The sequence below is a fragment of the Actinoplanes sp. CA-131856 genome (assembly GCF_050956135.1).
Classification (GTDB): Bacteria; Actinomycetota; Actinomycetes; order Mycobacteriales; family Micromonosporaceae; genus Actinoplanes.
In genome coordinates this window covers 7,057,986-7,071,885 of record NZ_CP191849.1, presented here as the reverse complement: position 1 = coordinate 7,071,885, position 13,900 = coordinate 7,057,986, and the positions used below count along the sequence as shown (strand labels likewise).

Below are 13,900 nucleotides of genomic sequence, written 5' to 3'. Positions count from 1 at the left end.
CGCGACGTTACGGGGATCCGACGTATGCGACCAGCGAATGTCTGGCATGGGTGGCATGCGGGGCTAGCATGGGTCGGCATGGAGACCCAGCTGCTCGAAGTCTTCCGGACGGTGGCCCGGCTGGGGTCGATCACCGCGGCCGCGAAGGAGCTTCAGTTCACGCAATCGGCGGTGTCCCGGCAGATCGGCGCGCTCGAAGCGGAATGGGGCGCCCAGGTCTTCGACCGGCTGCCGCGTGGGGTGGCGCTGACCGAGGAGGGCCGCGTTCTCCTGCCGCACGCGGAGGCGGTTCTGAATCGGCTGTCCAATGCCCGGACCGCCGTGAAAGAACTGCGTGAGCTGGACGGGGGAAGACTGCGTGTCGGCGCGTTTCCCACGGCGGTCGCGGCATTGGTTCCTCGTGCGCTCGCGGGCTTCCGGAAGGCGTACCCCCAAGTGGCCCTGGCCTTGGTCGAAGGCCTGACCCCGAGGCTTCTGGAAAGGCTCGCCGAAGGCGATGCCGATGTGGCCGTCGTGAGCTCGTCGCCCACGGAGACCATCGATTCCGAGCGCTTCGAGATGCGGCACATCCTGGACGAACGCCTGCTCGTGGCGGTCGCGCTGGATCATCCGCTGGCCCATCGGCGTACGGTCCGGCTGGCCGAACTGGCTGATGACCCGTTCATCGCGGGATCGGCCGATGCCGAGGAGACCTTGTTGCGAGCCAGTCTGCCGAGTGGATTCCGGCCGCGCATCGACATCGTGGCGGCGGAATGGACCGGCAAATTGGGATGCGTGGCGGCCGGACTGGGAGTGGCGCTGGTGCCCGCGCTCGCGTTGCGGAGCACCCCACCGGACATCGCGTTGTTACGCCTGCACCGCGACGACGAGCCGACCCGGCGCGTTTATGCGGCCACGGTGGCCGGCCGGTCGGTGCCGCCGGCCGTCAGTCAGTTCATGCGCTTTCTCGAGCACGCCGTTCCAGGGATCTGAATTCCTCGGCAACCGGCATGTTCGCAGCACGGCCGGCGGCGCGCCTTTCTCGACGCGCCTTTCTCGACGCGTTCGGCGAGCGCGATGCCGATGTCGTGGCGCTCGATCTAGACGTACCGCGCTCGGCGCCCCGCCCGTCGGCGCTCGGCTGCACCAGCAGCTGAAACCGATCGCCGACCGGACCGGCCCGGCTATGAGGTCCGGGTCAGACGCCACCACAGCGAGGGCGACCCGGTCGCGGCATCGGTGCGGAGTTCCACTCGTACGCCTGAAGCCTGCACCGTCCCGACCGGCTGACCCGCGGTGACCTCGGCCGAAGGCGCGACCGTGGTGACCTTGAGCGGCACCGTGAGGCCGGGCCAGCCGACGACCTTGAGGGCCTTGGCCGGCCGGACCGCTGTGGTCGCGCCCCAGGCCGTCTCCACCTGGCCGACCGGATCGGCGGGCAGCAGGGTGTACTCCTTGACGACCTTGGCCACGGCGGTCAGCAGCTTCTTGACCTCCCGGTTGACCTTGGCCAGCTGCTGCGGCGTCTGCGCCCCCGGCTGGTTGAAGACGGCGCCCACCAAGGTCAGCTTGCGGCCACCGACGGTGAGGTGCGAGGCGAACACCAAGTTACCGCCGGCCTCGTCGGTGGAGCCGGTCTTGATGCCGAAGACGCCGTTGACGCCGAGCAGATCGTTGTAGTTCCGGATCGTGCCGACGACCGGGATCTCAGCCTCGGGCAGGGCCACGATCTCGGCGAAGACGGCGCTCTTGAGCGCGGCACGAGCCAGAATGACCTGGTCGGAGGCGGTGCTGGTGGTGGTCGGAAGATAGCCGCTGGCGTCGGTGTAGTTCGTGTCCTTCATGCCGAGGTCGGTGGCGGCGGCGTTCATCTTGGCCAGGAAGGCCTCCTCCGACCCGGCGTCCCAGACGGCCAGCTGGTGCGCGATGTTGTTGGCGGAGGGCAACATCAGCGCCTCGAGGGCGTCACGCTCGGTGAGTTGTTCGCCCACTTCGACCCGGACGAGGGACTGGTTGCTGGCAATCCGCGACTCGTAGTCGGCGACATCGGCCGCGGTGACGGTCAGTGTCGGCCCCTCCTCGTCGCCACTCAGAGGGTGATCGCGCAGGATCACGTAGGCGGTCATGACCTTGGCGACGCTGCCGATGGGGGCGGCCTCGGTGCTGCCGGAGCCGCCGATGCGCCCCAGCCCTTCGATCATGAGTTCGGCACTGCCGGTGGCGGGCCAGGGAAGATCAGGAGCCGCTCCTGGAATCTTCATGCTGGCCGCGACAGTCGTGGTCAGCGTGGCCGAGGGCAGTGCCCGGGTCAGTTGGAGGGTGGCGCCGCCACCGAGGAGAACAACTAGCAGGACAAGAGCGATGAGTACGGGAAGTCGCCGGCGCCGGGCCTGGGGAGCGGGAAGCTGGCCACCGCCATAGACAGTGGACCCGGGCCGGTTGGGTGGCGGCGGCGGGGTAGCGGGCGCCGGCCGAGAGGACGGAACAGCAACGCCAGGCCGGGCACTGCCGGCGACGGGCGCGGCGGCGCTATGCGTAATCGGCGGTGCGGCGCTATGCGTAATCGGCGGTGCGGCACTGCCCGTGATCGGCGGCGCGGCACTGCCCGTAGTTGGCGGCGCGGCACTACCCGTAACGGGCGGAACTGCTTTACCCGTAACCGGCAGTGCTGTGCTGCCTGTTACCGGCGGCGCCGTAGTGGCTGTCTTCGGAGGCGCCGCCATCAACGGCTGAGTGAGATCAGCTTCCGAGGTCCGCCCGGTCGGCGGCAGAACGGGCCAGGCGGCGGGAGGCGCTGTCCGTGCTGGAGGCGGCGCGGCAGGCGGCGTGGAGTTCCACGCGGTGGGCGCGGCGGCGGGCGGCGTGGAGTTCCATGCCCTGGGTGGCGCGGCGGGCGGCGTCGTGGGTCGCGCCAGCGGTAGCGCGACCTGTGCCGCGGGGGCGGCCTGATCGCGGCTGGGGGTGGCCTCAGTCGGGGGAGTCTCGGCTTGCGGCTTGGGAGGGGTAGGCCGGGACAGGGGCATTGCGGCCTGCGCTGGAGGCTGCGCGGTGATGGCCGGAGGGGTCAGGGGCGCCGTCTGATTCGAATCGGTAGGGATGGGCGTGGTCGGAAGTGCCGAGGCTGCGGTCAGCGGCTGGGTCTTGTCCGCGTCAGCCGGCGAGGGCGACATAGGGGAGGACGTAGACGGCGCGGCCTGCGCGAAGGGCGTTGAAGCCGGCACTGGCGGTGAAGCCGGGGTGGAAGGTGGTGAGGCTGGCCCGGAGGGTTTTGAGGTGGGCGCTGCCGGTGAGGCTCGCCCGGAGGGTGTCGAGGCCGGCGTGGGAGCGGACGTTGGCGGCGAGGCCGGGGCGGGCGCCGACGCCAGCGACTGGTCGGACGGTGGCGATGAAACGGTGGGAGGGGCCGGAGAGGGATTTGTGCTCGACGGAGATGCGGCCTTTGCCCCCGAAGGTGACGGCTTGGCGGGAGCAGTTGAGCCGCTTGTCGCGACGGGTGCGGGCTTGGCCGCGGTGATCGGTTGACTGGTGTCGGCGGGCGGCGACGGCTTGGCGGTCTCCTCCGGCGCGCTGGGCTCGCTGGCGACGGGCGCGGGAACAGCGAATGGCTGGGTCGCGTCGTCGTCGGGCTTGGGCTTCGCGTCCGCGGCGGCTGAGGGGGAGGCGGCGAATGGCTGGGTCGCGTCGTCGTCGGGCTTGGGCTTCGCGTCCGCGGCGGCCGGGGGAGAGGTGGCGAATGGCTGCGTCGCGTCGTCGCTGAGCTCGGGCTTTGCGGCGGGCGGGGGAGAAGCGGGCGGCGGAGAGGCGGGTGCCGGGGAGGCGGGTGCCGGGGAGGCGGGTGGCGGGGAGTCGGGCGCCGGGGTGGCGGGCGGCGGAAAGGCGGGTGGCGGAGAGGTGGGTGCCGGGGAGGTGGGTGGCGGAGAAGCCGGTGCCGGGGCGGCGGAGGGCGCCGCCTCCGCGGATGATGAGGGCGGTGTGGGGCTGGGACCCCCGTACACCCCGGTCTCTGGTTGTCTCTGGGCCGGAGCCTTGGGGTCGGCGTGGCCCTCGTTCTCCCGCGAGAGCGGGCGGGTCTCGTCGGTCGGCTTCGGCGGGTGGGTCATCTCTCTCCTTCCGGTCCCGGGTGCCCGGGCGTCCGGCAAGTATTGCCGGAGCGCGCCACCTTTCGTTCGGGTGATTGCGCGCACCGGCCATTCACCGCTACCTGTGAGGGATGACTGCCGCCACTGAGCCCGCTGTGACGCGACGAGTCGGTTCGGTGCTCACCGCGTACGTCATGCTTTGGACGTTTTTGATCCTGAACCTGGCGATCGTGGAGCTGATGTTCCTCAATCCGGCGACGCCGGCGCACAACACCTTGACCTCGATCGGGCGGTTCCTCGGGCTTCATCTCGGCTTCGTCATGGCACTTCAGCTGCTTCTCATCGCCCGGCTGCCCTTCCTCGACCGGCGGATCGGGATGGACCGGCTCACCACCTGGCACCGGTGGACGGGCTTCACGATCTTCTGGCTCGTGGTGCTGCATCCGACCTTCGTGCTGCTCGGATATTCACAGCTCGACCGCATCTCCTTCTTGGCCGAGATTCCCAACCTGGCCCAACAGATGCCGGTGCTGCTCGGCATGATCGCCGCCGGCTTGGTGGGGGTCATTGCGGTTTCTTCCGTACGTCTGGCCCGCCGCACCCTCTCGTACGAAGCGTGGCACGCCGTTCACCTGCTGGTCTACGCCGTCGTCGTGCTCGCGCTGATCCACCAGGTGTACGAGGGGAGCGCGTTCAAGACGAACGGGTTCACCCAGCTCTACTGGTGGGGGTTGTGGGCCTTCGCGGTCGGCGCCTTGATCACCGGCCGGGTGGCCGTCCCCCTGATCCGTAACCTGCGTCACCAACTGCGGGTCGCCGCCGTCATCTCCGAGTCGCCCGATGTCGTCTCCGTGCACGTCACCGGCCGTGACCTCGAGCGCCTGCGGGCCCGTGCCGGCCAGTTCTTCCTGTGGCGGTTCCCCGGTCACAACCGGTGGTGGCAGGTGAACCCGTTCTCACTCTCCGCCGCCCCGGACGGTCGCTCCCTGCGGCTGACGGCGAAAGGCATCGGCACCACCAGCGCCGGCCTGCGGGAGCTGCCGCTCGGCACGCGGGTGTTCGCCGAAGGGCCGTACGGCGCGTTCACCACGACACGCCGGGTGCGGGAGAACGCCGTACTCATCGCCGGCGGCATCGGCATCACCCCGATCCGTGCCCTGCTCGAGGATGAAACCCTGACCGGTGACATCGTCGTCCTCTACCGTGCGCGCACGCCGGCCGACGCGGTGTTGCTCCCGGAGCTGCAGAACCTGGCCCGGTTGCGGCAGGCGCGCCTGCATCTGCTCACCGGGCGTACGGGCGAGGGGAATCAGCCGTTCAGCGCCGGCAATCTGCTCGGCCTGGTCCCCGACATCGCCCAGCGCGACGTCTTCGTCTGCGGTCCGTCGGCGATGACCGGGGCCGTGCTGCGCAGCCTGCGCCAGCTCGGCGTCCCGGCCCGCCAGCGCCACGCCGAGACGTTCCGCCTGGCAAGCTGACGGCATGCCATCGGACACAGCGCACCTGGCCGAACGCGTAGACCGCCCGGCCGCCGAGGTCTACGCCTACGCCTCGAACCCGGCCCACATCCCCGAGTGGGCCCCCGGCCTGGGCAAGGACATCGAACAGACCGACGGCGAGTGGTACGTCCTCACCGGAACCGGCCGCGTGAAGGTCGTCTTCGCCCCACCGAACGACTTCGGCGTCCTGGACCACTGGGCCACGTTCCCCGACGGCCAAACGTTCCTCAACCCGCTGCGCGTGGTGCCGTACGGCGAAGGCTCCGAAATCGTCTTCTCGGTCCGCCGCGCCCCGGGCACCTCGGACGAGGACTTCGCCCGGGACGTCGGCCTGGTCCGGGCCGACCTGGCCCGGCTCAAGTCGATTGTGGAGTCCCGCTAGCCGCCGAGGGTGGGATAGTCGGTGTATCCGGTGTGGTCGCCGCCGTAGAAGGTGGCCGGGTCGGCCTCGTTCAGCGGCGCGCCGGCCCGGAGGCGAGCCGGCAGGTCCGGGTTGGCCAGGGCGGCCGCGGCGACGGTGACGACGTCGGCCCGCCCGGCGTCGAGGTCGGCGAAGCGTGCTTCGAGGGGAGCGCCGGCCCGGTTGAGGAGAAGCGCCGCCGGCCATTCCCGGCGCAGCCTCGTCACGAGATCCTCGTCGCCGGCGTGGATCACGTGCAGATAGGCCAGGTTCAGCGGGGCCAGGGCGGCGAGCAGCGCCGGGTACACCTCGTGGGTGTCGTTCTCGGTGATGTCGTTGTACGGGTTGCCCGGTGAGACGCGCAGACCCGTACGGTCGGCGCCGATCTCGCCGGCCACCGCCGAGGCGACCTCGGCGGCGAAGCGGACGCGGTTGGTGACAGAGCCGCCGTACCGGTCGGTGCGCTCGTTCGCGTTGGTCGACAGGAACTGGTGCACCAGATAGCCGTTGGCGCCCTGGATCTCGACGCCGTCGAAGCCGGCCGCGATCGCCGCTGCGGCGGCACGGCGGTACTCCTCGACCACGCCGGTGACCTCGCCGGTGCTCAGGGCTCGCGGCGTGGGCATGTCTTCCAGCCCGGTAGGCGTGTACATCGCGCCCTTGGGGCGGACCGCGGACGGGCCGACCGGCCGGCGGCCGTGCGGGGTGTTGCCGGGGTGGGCGATGCGACCGGAGTGCATGAGCTGCACGACGATGCGCCCGCCGGCGGCGTGGACGGCGCCGGTGATCTCCTGCCAGCCCGCGACGTGCGCCTCGGTGTAGATGCCGGGGGTCAGCATGTAGCCCTGCGCGTCGCCGGAGATCTGCGTGGCCTCGGCGATGATCAGCGCCATCGAGGCACGCTGACGGTAGTACTCGCGGGCGAGATCGGTGGGAACGCCGTCGGGCCGCGCCCGGTTGCGGGTCATCGGAGCCATCGCGAGGCGGTGCGGCAATGCGAGGGCGCCGACCGTGGTGGGGGTCCAGAGTTTCTGGACCCGGCCGACCTGGGCCTGCCCGCGATCGGGCGGCGCCGGGCGGCCGGGCTGCGCCGGGAGGAGCTCGCGCAGCTCGCGGGCGTGTCGGTGGACTACCTCGTGCGCCTCGAACAGGGCCGCTCGGCCCGGCCGTCGGAGTCGGTGGCCGAGGCGCTCGCGCGTGCTCTGCACCTGGACACGGCCGAGCGTGAACACCTCTACCGGCTGGCGCGGCTGGCTGTTCCCGGTCCCGGGCGGATCTCGGCGCACATTCCGCCGAGCGTGCAACGGTTGCTCGCGGGCCTGTCCGATCAGGCTCTCGGTGTTTTCGCCGCGGACTGGACGCTGATCACGTGGACTCCGCTGTGGGCGTCGCTCGTCGGCGATCCCGGGCGGCTCGCACCGGACAAACGCAATCTGGTGTTCGACACTTTCCTGCCCGGGGTCGCTCTTTCCGGATGGCCCGTCGAGGCCGAACACGGGCCGGAGGCCTTCGAAGCCGCCCTCGTGGCAGATCTGAGGGTGACCCACAGCAAGTACACCGATGAGCCGAGGCTGCGGCGGCTGATTGCGGAGTGCTCCCGCGGCAGCGAGCGGTTCGCCAGTCTGTGGGCGCTGCTCCCGGCGGCGGGGGAGTTCGGCCACGACCGCAAGAGGATCGCTCACCCCATCGCGGGCGAGATCGTGGTCGACTGCGACGTCCTCACCGTCCCGGGGTCGGACATCAGGATCATCGCCTTCACCGCCGCCGCGGGCACCCGGGCCGCCGAGCAGCTCGACTTCCTCCGCGTCTCGGCGGTGAAAGCCCGGTTCGTGACGGACGTGACGCCTACCGATTCGCGTGAGTCCCGTAGCGGTCGGTGACTGCGGCTGGGGTGTCGAGGACGCGGCCGGCGGCCAGGTTCTGGGCCAGGCGGATGTACTGGGCGTGCGACCACACCAGTGGGGTCGCCGAATAGGTCGGTGTGCCGGGCGTGCGGCCGGGTGGGGGCTTCTGGTCCCAGACCTGTTCCGGGAGCATGTTTCCGGGGCCGGTGGCGCGGGCCATGGCGGCCAGGCGGGTGCGGGCGGTTCGCGGGTCGCCGGCGGCGATCTCGTAGTCGCCCCGCTCGCCGCTCAGCAGGGGCCAGGCGCGGCCCCTCGTGATCAGGGAACCGTCGGGGAGGTTGTACTCCCACTGGGTGCCGTCCAGTTTCTCGCCGAAACCGTCGAACGAAGCCCGGTGCCAGAAGAAACCATTCGGGGTCCGTACGCCCAACTGGGCGTCGACCACGCGCAAGGTGTTACGGATGTCGGGGTCGTCGGCCGGCAGCACGCCCAGGCGTACGAGCTCCAGGAAAGAAGGGTCGACGACGCGGCGCTGGTCCACGTTCGCCGGGCCGCTGTCGCCGATGTTGTAGGTGGTTCCGGCGTTCGGGTTCCCGTCCTTGGTCAGGCGCAGGAAATAGGGCTTCGGCGAATACGGGCCGGTCGACGTGACTGTCCACGACTTCACCCGGGCGCGCCATTCGTCGGCCGTGGCCAGATAGCGGGCGGCCGACGCGGTGTCGCCGTTGGCGCGGGCCAGGGAAGCGGCGCACACCAGGCCGGCGATCTCGGTGGCGATGGTGTTGGGGGAGTAGCCGGATTGGTTCTCCCAGCGTTCCTGCGGCGTGGCCGGTGCCTGTTGATAAGACAACAGGAAATCGGCCGCGCGCTTCACGTGGGTCCAGGTCTTGGCGTCAGTACGACCGAGCCGGTATGCCAGAACGAGCGGCAGCGCCACCTCGTCGAGCTGGAGGCCGCCCCAGACCGGTGTGCCGTCGACCTGCGAGTTCTGCGGGAACGAACCGTCCGGTTTCTGCTGCACGTCGAACAGGAAATCGAGCGAGCGGTTGGCTCCGGCCTTGTCGCCGGCGGCGATCAGGGCCAGCGCGATCTGATAGAGGTCCCGCGACCACACCAGGTGATAGGGGCCCGAGGGATCGTCGGTGCCGAACGCCCACGGTGCGTCCGGTGCGGCCACGTAGGCGCCCGGATTCGCTTTGTCCTCGCTCGCGGCCAGGATCATCGCCGAGGTGCGGTAAAGGGTCCGTTCGGCGCCACTCAACCCACGCGGCGTGGGCTTCAGGCCCTTCAGGTACTGCTTCCATCCGTACGAATAAGAACGCGCGACCGACGTGAAACCGCGACCCAGCGATCGCGACGCGGCCGAAAGGGCGCCCGAGGGCGAATCGGCGAAGCCGAGAGCAATGGTGGTGTGCCGGTGGCCGATGGCCGCGGTCTGCACGAGATTGCCGGGGCCGGCCTTGGAATAGCGCCAGTCCATGCGGCCGTCGCGCAGATCGGTGTGGCCGTCGCTGACGCCGGCGAAACCGTTCGACGTGGCCCGGAAAGGCGGCGAGGCGGCCAGAGCGCTGGACACGGCGCCGTCCGTGGCGGTCAGCGCGCGGCCGGACGACGAGCCCGTGTCACCGCCGCGGGAGTTGGCCAGCGCCGGGTCGTAAATCGCGTAAAGTTCCCCCTTGCCGGAGAAATCGGACCGGATCAGAACTGTCGATCTTTTCGGATCTACCGTGTAGGAGGCGCTGAGCCGCCACCCCGGCCCCGACAGGACCTGCCGGAAACTCAGGCTGTCCGGGTCGCTCTGCTCCGTGGTGACGCGCGTCGGCGAGAGAACGCGATGGCCGTCGGCGACGACGAACGACAGCGCCCGCGCGCTCGGGCCGCCGATCGTCGGATAGAAGACCTCGCCCAGGCCGCCCTCCTTCTGCACGGTCGCCCAGACCCGGCTCTCGGTCGTCCGCGAGGTGAGCAGGCCCGACTTGTCGGCGGGAAGGTATTGCTCGTCGATCCCCGGAGCGCCGGGCGCCGCCAGGCCCAGCGCGGCGGTGAGGACCACGGGCAGCGTCAGCGACATCATATTGACGGGTATACCCCTGGTAGCCGCGTCGTGCACGCTGAGCGTTCCGGTGGACAGGCCGCCCGCGGAGGGGAAGGCTGGTCATGGCTACACCGAACCGGAAAGAGGTATGACAATGCAGTACCGGCAGCTCGGCCGCACCGGCCTCCGGGTTTCCACCTTCACCCTGGGCACGATGGGCTTCGGCGGCACCGGTTGGGCGACCCCGGTCGGCCAGATCGACGTGTCCGGCGCGCGGGAGCAGATCGCGATCGCCCGGGACGCGGGTGTCAACCTCATCGACACCGCCGACGTCTACTCGGCGGGCCTGTCCGAGGAGATCCTCGGCGAGGCGCTCGGCTCCGACCGCGACCAGGTGCTCATCGCCACCAAGGCGCGCATGCCGATGGGCGACGGGCCGAACGACGCGGGCCTGTCCCGCCACCACATCGTGCGGGCGGCCGAGGCCAGCCTGCGCCGCCTCGGCACCGACTACATCGACCTCTACCAGGTGCACGAGTGGGACGGGCAGACCCCGCTCGAGGAGACCCTGACCGCCCTCGACGACCTGGTCCGCAGCGGCAAGGTCCGTTACATCGGCTGCTCGAACTACGCGGCCTGGCAGATGATGAAGGCCCTGGCCATCTCCGACGCGCGGCACCTCGAGCGCTTCGCCAGCACCCAGGTCTACTACTCGCTGCAGAACCGCGACATCGAGGCCGAGATCGTCCCGGCCGTCGTCGACCAGGGCCTCGGCATCCTGGTGTGGAGCCCGCTGGCCGGCGGCCTGCTCTCCGGCAAATACCGCCGCGGCGTCGACGCCCCGGCCGGCAGCCGGCACCTGACCGACTGGGACGAGCCTCCGATCAACGACGAGGACAAGTTGTACGACACGATCGAGCTGGCCGTGAAGATCGGCGAGTCCCACGGCGTGTCGGCGGCGCAGGTCGCTCTGGCCTACATCTCCCAGAAGCCCGGCGTGACCTCGCTGATCGTCGGCTCCCGAACCCCGGCCCAGCTGCGCGACAACCTGGCCGCGGCCGACCTGGAACTGACCGCCGACGAGGTCAAGGCCCTCGACGACGTGAGCGGCGAGCCCCTGCGCTACCCGTTCTGGCACCAGCGCAACACGAGCTCCGACCGCCTCTCGGCGGCCGACCTCACCCAGATCCAGCGCCACCTCTGATCCGGATATCCGTGTGCCCGCGGCCGACCGTGGCCGCGGGCACACGTGTATCCGCCCGGAGATCGCGCGGCTATGAGGGCTCGACGATCACCGTCAGCATTCGGGCCACCTGGGCGGCCAGCCGCTCGGGATCGGCCTCCTGAAGCGCGGGCGTGCCGATGATCCGGCGCATCAGCCACGCGCCGGCCAGCAGGGCGAGGCCCAGCTCGGCCCGCTCCCCGGCGTCCGGCCCCTCCAGCGCCGCCTCGAAACGGGCGCCGACGTGCCGGCCGATCGCGTCCCGCATGATCTCGGCCGCCTTGGGGTTGGCGGCCGACTTGAGCATCAGCTCGAACGGGCCGAGATGTCCGGCGTCGGCCGCGGTGCGGGCGACCAGGGCGCGGGCCGTGTCGCCGGCCAGGTCGTCGGTGTCGCCCGGAACCATGGTGCGCCGGGCGAAGACGAGGTCCACGACCTCGGTGAACAGCCCCTCCTTGGAACCGAAGTAGCGGTTGACCAGCATCGCGGTCACGCCGGCCTCGGCCGCTATGTCCCGCACCCCCACGCCGTCGTAGCCGTGCCGGGTGAAGGCCACGACCGCCGAGTCGAGGATGGCCTGCCGAGTGGCGGCCGCGTTGCGGGGACGGGGTGTGCTGCGCGTCATAACCGCTAAGTCTACAGGTGGCAACTTAGCCGCCGTAGTCTACGTGTGTAGACAAAACGAGGGAGCAGAAAATGGATCTCCAACTCACCGGACACCGCGCTCTGATCACCGGGTCGACCTCCGGGCTGGGCGAGGCCACGGCCCGCCTGCTGGCCGCCGAGGGCGCCGAGGTCGTCATCCACGGCCGCAGCGGCGACCGGGCGCGCGAGGTCGCCGACTCGATCGTCAAGAACGGTGGAAAAGCCACCATCGCCCTGGGTGACCTGGGCACCGACGCGGGCGCCGACCTGGTGGCCGAGGCCGCGGGCGACATCGACATCCTGGTCAACAACGCCGGGGCGTACGAGCACCTGCCCTGGGCCTCCGCCACCGCCGACATCTGGCTGCACACCTACAACATCAACGTCGTTTCCGGCGTACGCATGATCCAGCGCCTCGTTCCGGGAATGCGCGACAAGGCGTACGGCCGGGTCGTCACCATCGGCGGCGGGCTCAGCATGCAGCCGTTCGACAACCACCCGCACTACAACGCGTCGCTGGCGGCCCGGCACAACCTGGCCGTCTCGCTGGCCCGCGACCTGGCCGGCACCAAGGTGACCTCGAACATCGTGGCCCCCGGCGCGATCCTCGTCCCGGCCGTCCAGGAGTTCCTGACGAAGCTCTCACCCGAGCGCGGCTGGGGTGAGACGTGGGACGAGATCGAGTACAACTCGGTCCGCGAGATCGTCCCCAACGACCGGGTCCGCTACGGCCGCCCCGACGAGATCGCCGGCGCCGTCGCCTACTTGTGCGGCCCGTACGCCGAGTACATCAGCGGCGCCACCATCCGCGTCGACGGCGGCACGGTGCGGGGCGCCTTCTGATCCCGGCGCTGCTTGCGTACACCAGAAGGGCCCGCCGCTGTGGGTTGTCCACAGCGGCGAGCCCTGTCCACAGGGTGGCAGCGCGCACCCGCGATTTTCGGCAGGATGGCCGTACCGAGGCGGGGGTCCCCCTGGGAGGGCGGGCGCCGGCCTCGGGAGGCCTGATCAGGCCAGAACGGACGCGATCCCGACCGAGGGGAGGCCCAGGGCGGTGCCGACCTCAGCGTTCGTCAGCTGGCCCTCGTGGGTGCTCAGGCCCAGGGCCAGCGCCGGGTCGGCCTTCAGCGCCTCCTGCCAGCCCAGGTCGGCCAGTTTGAGGGCGTAGGGCAGGGTGGCATTCGTCAACGCGTACGTCGACGTGTTGGGGACCGCTCCCGGCATGTTGGCCACGCAGTAGAAGACCGTCTCGTGGACCTTGTAGACCGGGTCCTCGTGGGTCGTCGCGTGCGAGTCCTCGAAGCAACCGCCCTGGTCGATCGCGATGTCGACCAGCACCGCGCCCGGCTTCATGCGCTTGACCAGGTCGTTGGAGACCAGTTTGGGGGCCTTCGCGCCGGGCACCAGCACGGCGCCGATCACCATGTCGGCCTCCAGCAGCGACTGCTCGATGGCGTACGAGGACGAGACCAGCGTCTTGACCCGGCCGCCGAACTGGGCGTCGATCTGGCGCAGGCGGGGGATCGACAGGTCCAGCACGGTCACGTCGGCGCCCATGCCCAGGGCGATCGTGGCCGCGTTGACGCCGGAGACGCCGCCGCCGATGACCGTCACCTTCGCCGGGCTGACGCCGGGGACTCCGCCGGGCAGGACGCCCCGGCCGCCGCTGTTGCGCATCAGGCTGTACGCGCCCACCTGCGGGGCCAGCCGGCCCGCGACCTCGGACATCGGGGCCAGCAGGGGCAGCGAGCCGTCGGGCAGCTGCACCGTCTCGTACGCGATGGCGGTCGTGCCGCTGGCCAGCAGCGCCTTCGTGCCCTCGGCGTCGGCCGCCAGGTGCAGATAGGTGAAGACGACCTGGTCCTTGCGGAGGCGGTGGTATTCGGAGGCGATCGGCTCCTTGACCTTCAGGATCAGGTCCGCCTGCTGCCAGACCGAGTCCGCGGCGGCGGCAGGGGAAGCGCCCGTGGCCAGGGAGGCGCCCGCGGCGACGTAGTCCTCGTCGGTGATGGCGGAGCCCACGCCGGCGCCGGACTGGATGACCACCTCGTGGCCGCGGCGGACGAACTCGGCGACGCCGGCCGGCGTGATCGCCACCCGGTACTCGTGGTTCTTGACCTCGGTCGGCACACCGATCCGCATGGCTGTCTCCTTCATCACGCCGTTGTGGCCCTCAGCGTGAAACGATGTGCTGTGG

Annotated in this window: 12 protein-coding genes; 7 read left to right on the top strand and 5 right to left on the bottom strand. The window is 70.6% G+C overall.

The window, feature by feature from the left end; all coding sequences use genetic code 11:
* The first annotated feature begins 78 nt into the window (after window positions 1-78).
* Window positions 79-972: a LysR family transcriptional regulator gene (locus tag ACQP2X_RS32785; RefSeq protein ID WP_498688506.1), complete on the top strand. Its 894-nt coding sequence runs from the start codon at window positions 79-81 to the stop codon at window positions 970-972.
* A 191-nt stretch (window positions 973-1,163) separates the two neighbouring features.
* Here the strand turns inward: ACQP2X_RS32785 and ACQP2X_RS32780 are convergent, their stop codons facing one another.
* On the bottom strand, window positions 1,164-2,240 hold the full coding sequence (locus tag ACQP2X_RS32780; RefSeq protein WP_498688504.1) for a D-alanyl-D-alanine carboxypeptidase family protein: 1,077 nt from the start codon (window positions 2,238-2,240) through the stop codon (window positions 1,164-1,166).
* 841 nt (window positions 2,241-3,081) lie between these two features.
* Between ACQP2X_RS32780 and ACQP2X_RS32775 the strand changes: the two genes are divergently transcribed.
* The 3 genes from ACQP2X_RS32775 to ACQP2X_RS32765 all read left to right on the top strand — a co-directional run bounded on the left by ACQP2X_RS32775 (window position 3,082) and on the right by ACQP2X_RS32765 (window position 5,939).
* Window positions 3,082-3,501 carry a hypothetical protein gene (locus tag ACQP2X_RS32775; RefSeq protein WP_498688502.1) on the top strand — a complete coding sequence of 140 codons (420 nt, stop codon included), beginning with the start codon at window positions 3,082-3,084 and terminating at the stop codon, window positions 3,499-3,501.
* A gap of 712 nt (window positions 3,502-4,213) precedes the next feature.
* Complete coding sequence (locus ACQP2X_RS32770; protein ID WP_498688500.1) at window positions 4,214-5,536, top strand: ferredoxin reductase family protein; 1,323 nt, start codon at window positions 4,214-4,216, stop codon at window positions 5,534-5,536.
* A gap of 4 nt (window positions 5,537-5,540) precedes the next feature.
* Entirely contained in the window at window positions 5,541-5,939 is a 399-nt protein-coding gene (locus tag ACQP2X_RS32765; RefSeq protein ID WP_498688499.1) for an SRPBCC family protein, read from the top strand.
* Here the strand turns inward: ACQP2X_RS32765 and ACQP2X_RS32760 are convergent.
* Window positions 5,936-6,934, bottom strand: coding sequence for an oxidoreductase (locus ACQP2X_RS32760; protein ID WP_498688498.1), 999 nt, complete (start codon window positions 6,932-6,934; stop codon window positions 5,936-5,938). The two genes, ACQP2X_RS32765 and ACQP2X_RS32760, sit on opposite strands and share 4 nt — an antisense overlap.
* Before the next feature lie 9 nt (window positions 6,935-6,943).
* On the opposite strand from ACQP2X_RS32760, the gene ACQP2X_RS32755 reads away from it, so the two are divergent.
* On the top strand, window positions 6,944-7,837 hold the full coding sequence (locus ACQP2X_RS32755; protein WP_498688497.1) for a helix-turn-helix transcriptional regulator: 894 nt from the start codon (window positions 6,944-6,946) through the stop codon (window positions 7,835-7,837).
* Here ACQP2X_RS32755 and ACQP2X_RS32750 read toward each other — a convergent pair.
* The gene (locus ACQP2X_RS32750; RefSeq protein WP_498688496.1) at window positions 7,803-9,875 is read right to left on the bottom strand and encodes a glycoside hydrolase family 15 protein; all 2,073 of its coding nucleotides are present in this window, start codon (window positions 9,873-9,875) and stop codon (window positions 7,803-7,805) included. The two genes, ACQP2X_RS32755 and ACQP2X_RS32750, sit on opposite strands and share 35 nt — an antisense overlap.
* 115 nt (window positions 9,876-9,990) lie before the next feature.
* On the opposite strand from ACQP2X_RS32750, the gene ACQP2X_RS32745 reads away from it, so the two are divergent.
* Complete coding sequence (locus ACQP2X_RS32745) at window positions 9,991-11,040, top strand: aldo/keto reductase (protein WP_498688495.1); 1,050 nt, start codon at window positions 9,991-9,993, stop codon at window positions 11,038-11,040.
* A gap of 70 nt (window positions 11,041-11,110) precedes the next feature.
* Here the strand turns inward: ACQP2X_RS32745 and ACQP2X_RS32740 are convergent, their stop codons facing one another.
* A complete protein-coding gene (locus ACQP2X_RS32740; RefSeq protein ID WP_498688494.1) occupies window positions 11,111-11,683 on the bottom strand; it encodes a TetR/AcrR family transcriptional regulator in 573 nt (190 codons plus the stop codon).
* 71 nt (window positions 11,684-11,754) lie between these two features.
* Between ACQP2X_RS32740 and ACQP2X_RS32735 the strand changes: the two genes are divergently transcribed.
* Window positions 11,755-12,546, top strand: a complete 792-nt coding sequence (locus ACQP2X_RS32735; RefSeq protein ID WP_498688493.1) for an SDR family NAD(P)-dependent oxidoreductase — start codon at window positions 11,755-11,757, stop codon at window positions 12,544-12,546.
* 165 nt (window positions 12,547-12,711) lie between these two features.
* On the opposite strand, the gene ald is transcribed toward ACQP2X_RS32735, so the two are convergent.
* Complete coding sequence (gene ald / locus ACQP2X_RS32730) at window positions 12,712-13,845, bottom strand: alanine dehydrogenase (protein ID WP_498688490.1); 1,134 nt, start codon at window positions 13,843-13,845, stop codon at window positions 12,712-12,714.
* Between the last annotated feature and the right edge of the window lie 55 nt (window positions 13,846-13,900).

What these genes read in the sequence shown, in the direction of transcription:
- ACQP2X_RS32785 (WP_498688506.1), top strand. Translation starts at nt 79, where the DNA reads ATGGAGACCCAGCTGCTCGAAGTCTTCCGGACGGTGGCCCGGCTGGGG.
- ACQP2X_RS32780 (WP_498688504.1), bottom strand. Translation starts at nt 2,240, where the DNA reads ATGAAGATTCCAGGAGCGGCTCCTGATCTTCCCTGGCCCGCCACCGGC.
- ACQP2X_RS32765 (WP_498688499.1), top strand. Translation starts at nt 5,541, where the DNA reads ATGCCATCGGACACAGCGCACCTGGCCGAACGCGTAGACCGCCCGGCC.
- ACQP2X_RS32760 (WP_498688498.1), bottom strand. Translation starts at nt 6,934, where the DNA reads ATGGCTCCGATGACCCGCAACCGGGCGCGGCCCGACGGCGTTCCCACC.
- ACQP2X_RS32750 (WP_498688496.1), bottom strand. Translation starts at nt 9,875, where the DNA reads ATGATGTCGCTGACGCTGCCCGTGGTCCTCACCGCCGCGCTGGGCCTG.
- ACQP2X_RS32745 (WP_498688495.1), top strand. Translation starts at nt 9,991, where the DNA reads ATGCAGTACCGGCAGCTCGGCCGCACCGGCCTCCGGGTTTCCACCTTC.
- ACQP2X_RS32740 (WP_498688494.1), bottom strand. Translation starts at nt 11,683, where the DNA reads ATGACGCGCAGCACACCCCGTCCCCGCAACGCGGCCGCCACTCGGCAG.
- ACQP2X_RS32735 (WP_498688493.1), top strand. Translation starts at nt 11,755, where the DNA reads ATGGATCTCCAACTCACCGGACACCGCGCTCTGATCACCGGGTCGACC.
- ald (WP_498688490.1), bottom strand. Translation starts at nt 13,845, where the DNA reads ATGCGGATCGGTGTGCCGACCGAGGTCAAGAACCACGAGTACCGGGTG.